The 6,173-nt window shown below is 72.6% G+C and carries 2 protein-coding genes; one reads left to right on the top strand and one right to left on the bottom strand.

Going from position 1 to position 6,173, the window contains the following annotated elements; translation table 11 throughout:
• Nucleotide 1 precedes the first annotated feature (1 nt).
• Complete coding sequence (locus ACV7NM_RS08450) at nucleotides 2-5,263, top strand: SDR family NAD(P)-dependent oxidoreductase (RefSeq protein ID WP_463409717.1); 5,262 nt, start codon at nucleotides 2-4, stop codon at nucleotides 5,261-5,263.
• Between the two features lie 33 nt (nucleotides 5,264-5,296).
• Here the strand turns inward: ACV7NM_RS08450 and ACV7NM_RS08445 are convergent, their stop codons facing one another.
• Nucleotides 5,297-6,046, bottom strand: a complete 750-nt coding sequence (locus ACV7NM_RS08445; protein WP_463409716.1) for a TetR/AcrR family transcriptional regulator — start codon at nucleotides 6,044-6,046, stop codon at nucleotides 5,297-5,299.
• Nucleotides 6,047-6,173 lie beyond the last annotated feature (127 nt).

Genomic DNA, 6,173 nt, shown 5'->3' with positions numbered 1-6,173 from the left:
CGTGGATGCATCCGTCGAGCAGATCGTCGAGGCGCTGCGCAAGTCCATGCTCGAGAACGAACGGCTGCGTTCGGAGAACGGGCGGCTCACCAGTGCCGCCACGGAGCCGATCGCGATCGTCGGAATGGGCTGCCGCTACCCCGGAGGGGTGAACTCTCCGGAGGACCTCTGGCAGTTGGTGGCGGAAGGACGGGACGCGGTCGCGCCCTTCCCCACCGACCGGGGCTGGGACGTGGCCGGGATGTACGATCCCGAGCCGGGAAAGCCGGACAAGAGCATCGCCCGTGAGGGAGGGTTCCTTTACGGGGCGGCGGGCTTCGACGCCGACTTCTTCGGCATCAGCCCCAATGAGGCCCTGCGCCTCGACCCGCAGCAGCGGCTGCTGCTGGAGGTCTCCTGGGAGGCCTTGGAGCACGCCGGGATCGACCCCCGGACCCTGGAGGGCAGCAAGACCGGTGTCTTCGCCGGGCTGATGTACCACGACTACGGACCGGGCAGCAGCGACGGCAGCCTGGTGTCCGGGCGGGTCGCCTACACCCTCGGTCTGGAGGGCCCCGCCGTCACGGTGGACACGGCCTGTTCCTCGTCGCTGGTCGCCCTGCACTGGGCCGTCCAGGCGCTGCGGTCCGGCGAGTGCTCACTGGCGCTGGCGGGCGGCGTCACGGTCATGGTCGAGCCGGACACCTTCTTCGAGTTCAACCGGCAGCGCGGACTCGCCAGGGACGGCCGCTGCAAGTCGTTCTCCGCGGCGGCCGACGGTACCGGCTGGGGCGAAGGCGTCGGCACGCTCCTGCTGGAGCGGCTGTCGGACGCCCGCCGCAACGGGCACCGGGTGCTCGCGGTGGTGCGATGCAGCGCCGTCAACCAGGACGGCGCGTCGAGCGGCATCACCACCCCCAACGGTCCGGCGCAGCAGCGGGTCATCCACCAGGCGCTCGCGGGCGCAGGCCTGAGCACGGCGGATGTCGACGTGGTGGAGGCGCACGGCACCGGAACGGTGCTGGGCGACCCGATCGAGGCGCAGGCCCTGCTGGCGACGTATGGCAAGGGGCGCCCGGAGGACCGGCCGCTGTGGCTGGGCTCCGTCAAGTCGAACCTGGGCCACACGCAGGCCGCGGCGGGCGTCGCCGGGATCATCAAGATGGTCCAGGCGATGCGGCACGGTGTGCTCCCGAAATCGCTGCATGCCGAGGAGCCCAGCCCCAAGGTGGACTGGGCGTCGGGCGCGGTACGGCTCCTGGCCGAGTCCCGGCCCTGGCCGGAGCACGGGGGTACCCGCAGGGCGGGAGTGTCGTCCTTCGGGATCAGCGGCACCAACGCGCACGTGATCGTCGAGCAGGCGCCGGCCGAGGACGACGCGCCGCCGCGCCCGTCCGGCGGCCCGGCCGTGCTGCCGCTGGTGGTCTCCGGAAACACCGAGCAGGCCTTGCGGGACCAGGGCCGCCGCCTCCTGGCGCACCTGGAGTCCCGTACGGACGTCGAACCGCTGGACCTCGGCCACTCCCTCGCCCTGACCCGCTCCCGCCTCGACCACCGCGCCGTGGTCGGCGGCGCGGACCGCGACGGGCTGCTGCGCTCACTGCAGGCGTTGGCCGATGGCGCGGACGCCCCCGGAGTGGTCCGGGGCTGGACGCGCACGAAGGGCCGTACTGCCTTCCTGTTCACCGGCCAGGGCGCCCAGCGGCCCGGCATGGGACGGGAACTGCACGCCGCGCACCCCGCTTTCGCGCGTGCCTTCGACGCCGCCGTGGCCGAGCTGGACGCGCGGCTCGACGTCTCGCTGCGCGAGGTGCTGTGGGCTGGCGGTGACGCGGCGCCGGAGGCGCTGAACCAGACCGTGTACGCCCAGGCCGGGCTGTTCGCCCTGGAGGTGGCGCTGTTTCGGCTGCTGGAGTCGTGGGGCGTCAAGCCGGACTTTGTGGCCGGGCACTCGATCGGGGAATTGGCCGCCGCCCACGTGGCGGGCGTATTCACGCTGGCGGACGCGGCGACCCTGGTCGCCGCGCGGGGCCGCCTGATGCAGCAGCTGCCCCCGGGCGGGGCCATGGTGGCCGTCGAGGCGAACGAGCAGGAGGTGCTGGCCAGGCTTACGGTCGGGGTGAGCATCGCGGCGATCAACGGTCCCGACGCGGTGGTGATCGCCGGTGAGACCGACGAAGTCCTCTTGATCGCCGACCACTTCACCGCCGAGGCCCGCAAGACCACCCGGCTGCGGGTCAGCCACGCCTTCCACTCGCCGCTGATGGAGCCCATGCTCACCGACTTCCGGAAAGTGGCAGAGAGGCTGACCTACCGGGCTCCGGCCATCCCCGTGGTGTCGAACACGACGGGCGCGCAGGTCTCCGCGGCGGAGATCACCGATCCCGGCTACTGGGTGCGCCACGTACGCGAACCGGTCCGCTTCATGGACGGGATACGCGCCCTGGAGGATGCCGGGGTCACCCGCTTCGTCGAGCTGGGGCCCGACGGCGTGCTGACCGGCATGGTCCAGGCGAGCGCGCGGTCGGAGGCGGTCGTGCCGATGGCGCTGATGCGCAAGGACCGGCCCGAGGAAGCGACCCTGATCGAGGCGTTGGGCCGGCTCGACGCGACGGGAGCGGCCGTCGCCTGGGAGGCGTTCTACGACGGCCTCGGCGGTCGTCCCGTCGAGCTGCCGACGTACGCCTTCCAGCACCGCAGGTACTGGATGGAGTCGTCCTCGACGGGTGACGCCTCCGACCTGGGGCAGACCCCGGCGGCGCATCCCCTTCTGGGAGCGGTCGTACGCCTGCCGGACTTCGACGGTGTCCTGCTCACCGGACGGCTGTCGACCGCCGTGCAGCCCTGGACGTCCGACCACCGGGTGCTGGACACCGTACTGCTGCCCGGCACGGCCTTCGTGGAGCTGGCGCTCAGGGCCGGGGACGAGGTCGGCTGCGGGCTGCTGGAGGAACTGACTCTGCTCGCACCGCTGGTGCTGCCGACGACCGGGGGCATCGCGGTCCAGGTGTCGGTCGCGGCACCCGACGCCTCCGGGCGTCGTCCGCTGCGCATCCACTCGCACGATGAATCCGACCGGGACCGTCCCGTACTCCACGCCGAGGGGGTTCTCGCGCCGGACACGGACACACCGGCCGGCGAGTCCCCGGCCGCGGGCACGGCGGTCGCCGCGGCCGGATGGCCGCCCCCGGGGGCGGAGGCCGTCGACCTGACGGGCGCATACGTGGGTCTGCGCGAGCGCGGCTACGACTACGGACCGGCGTTCCAGGGGCTGCGGTCGCTATGGCGGCGGGGCGAGGAGGTGTATGCGGAGCTCGCGCTGCCCGAACCGCACACCGCCGAGGCGACCCGGTTCGGCCTCCACCCTGCCCTGCTGGACGCGGCACTCCACGCCGACCTGCTCGCGGCCGGCGACGCCGGTGAGGGAGGGACCGTCCTGCCGTTCTCCTGGACCGGGGTCCGGCTGCACGCGAGAGGCGCATCGGCCGTCCGTGTCCGGATCACCCGCCAGGAGCCCGACCGGATCGCCGTCGCGATGGACGACGCGTCGGGTGGTGCGGTGCTGCGCCTGGACTCGCTGATCGGCAGGCAGGTGCAGGTGCAGCAGCTGGCAACCCGGTCGGCGCTCCCGCAGGACGCGCTGTTCGAGCTCCGCTGGTCACGGCTCCCGGACGCTCCGGCGGGCGCCGCCCCCCACACCCGGTGGGACGACGTGCCGACGGCCGGCGCGGTCACCGGCACCGTCGTGTTCGAGCCCCGCACCCCCGCCGTGCGGCAGGCACTGCGGACGATCCAGCGGTTCCTGGCGGACGAACGGTTCGCCGGGGCCGGGCTCTTGGTGGTCACGCGCGGGGCGCTCGCCACGGCTCCGGGAGAGCCGGCGGACCCCGAGCTCGCCGCCGTGACCGGTCTCGTCCGCTCGGCGCAGGCCGAGTATCCGGGTCGGCTGCGGCTGCTCGACCTGGGCCCGGGGGAGGAGCTGCCCCGGCTGTTGCCGGCCGTACTGGCCGCGGAGCAGCCGGAGCTCGCCGCACGCGGGGAGACGCTGCTGGTGCCCCGCCTGGAGCGGGTGTCGTTCACCACGGGAGACCGCAAGGAGCTGGACCCGAACGGCACGGTGCTCGTCACCGGCGGGACCAGCGGGCTCGGTGCGGTCGTGGCCCGCCACCTGGCGGCAGAGTACGGAGTCCGGCGGCTACTGTTGACGAGCCGTCGTGGCCTCGCCGCACCGGGAGCACCGGAGCTGGCCGCTGAACTCGGCGCTCTCGGCGCCGAGGTGACGGTGGCGGCGTGCGACGTCGCCGACCGGGCCGCTCTGGAGGAGCTGTTGGCCACCGTACCGGCGGAGCACGCGCTGACTGGTGTGGTGCACGCCGCGGGCGTCCTGGACGACGGTGTGCTGTCCGAGCTGACCCCGGAGCGACTGGACCGGGTGATGGGGCCGAAGGCGCGGGCCGCACTACACCTGCACGAGCTGACCGAGGCCGACGACCTGGCGATGTTCGTGCTGTTCTCCTCGGTCGCGGGCACCCTCGGCAGTTCGGGACAGGGCAACTACGCCGCCGCGAACGCCTTCCTCGACGCGCTGGCGCGGCAGCGCCGGGCGGCGGACCTGCCCGCCACCTCCCTGGCCTGGGGCCTGTGGTCCGGCACCGGCATGGGCGAGCAACTGACCGAGACCGACGTACAGCGGCTGCGCCGCGGGGGCTTCCCGCCCATGTCGCCGCAGGAGGGGCTTGCCCTGTTCGACAGCGCCCTCGCGCTGAACGCGGCCCAACCGGTGCTGGTCCGGCTCGACCTCGCGGCGCTGGCCGTCCCGGGCGCCGGACCGGTGCCCTGGCTGTTGCGCGGCCTGGTGCGTCCGCCGTCCCGGCAGGCGGCGGACGGCGAGGCCACGGCCGCGTCCGCTGGGGCCGAGCTGGCGCGGCGGCTCGCGCCGTGCGGTGGTGCGGAGCGGGAGCGGATCCTGCTGGACGTCGTGCGTACACATGCGGCGTTCGTGCTCGGCCATGATCGGCTGACGGCGATCGACCCGGAGCGCGGCTTTCTCGACGGTGGTTTCGACTCGCTCAGCGCGCTCGAACTGCGGAACCGTCTGATCACCGCGGTCGGGCACCCGCTGCCGCCGAGTCTGCTCTTCGACCACCCGTCGGCGGCCGCCCTGGCAGCCCATCTGAACGAGGAGTTTTTCGGCGGTCACGACGGGGAGAGCGGTGACGAACTGACCGCCGCGACTGCGGACGAGCTCTTCGACATCCTCGATGGTCTCGGAATGTCGAGCTGACCCCGTCCGTAGCCGTTGGACCTGACGCGCACGTCAGGAGGCCCTCTGGGCCTCCCGGCGTGCGCGTACCAGTACCTCGACACCGTCGAGCACCCGCTGCAGTCCGAAGACGAACTCATCGGTCGGGGCGTCGATGACGCCCGCCGTGATCAGCTCGCTCAGGACGGGGAAGTGTTCCGCGTCCACGAGCTTCGCCAGGGTGCGCCCGTACTGCGGCATCGCATGTGCGGGGTCGTCAGGCATCTGCAGGGCGGCCGGCGACAGCTTCATCCCCGCGTGCACGTAGCCGTTCATGAGGAGTACGACGGAGAACTTCTCGGTGGCGCTGAGCCCCGTCCGGTGCAGCATCTGCAGGCCGCACTCCATCCAGGACAACTGTCCCGGCTGCAACGGCGGCCCGGCCGTGGGGATCTGAAGCATCCACGGGTGGCGCTGGTAAAGGCCGAGCAGATCGGTCGTCCAGCACTCCAGGCCCGCGCGCCAGTCCTCCACAGGAGCCTCGGGGAAGGGCGGTGTCCCGTACGCGGTGTCCAGCATGAAGGCCAGCAGGTCGTCCTTGGTGGCCACATGGCGGTACAGCGACATCGTCGCGCAGCCCAGCCGTTCGGCGAGCCGGGCCATGGACAGCTTCGCCAGGCCGTCGGAGTCGGCGAACCTGACGGCCTCGGCGACGATGCGTTCCTGGCTGAGCTCCGGCAGCGAGCTCCGGGGCGGACGGTGTCGGGATTCCCACAGCCGCTCCACGCTACGGGGGAGAGGGCTCCCCTTGTCTACGATGCTCACCTGATGCTCGCCTTCAAGGGAGAGGAATGGGAGGTGGTGGTGGCGACAGCACGGTGCTGACGCGGCCCCGTCGGGTTCGCCGCCCCTGTCGAGTCTATGTCCCGTTCCGTCGATCTTGGCTGAGATG

The sequence above is a fragment of the Streptomyces sp. Tek67B01 genome (assembly GCF_055231995.1).
Note: the sequence above shows the minus strand (reverse complement) of the source record. Positions and strands in the feature narration are given on the sequence as shown.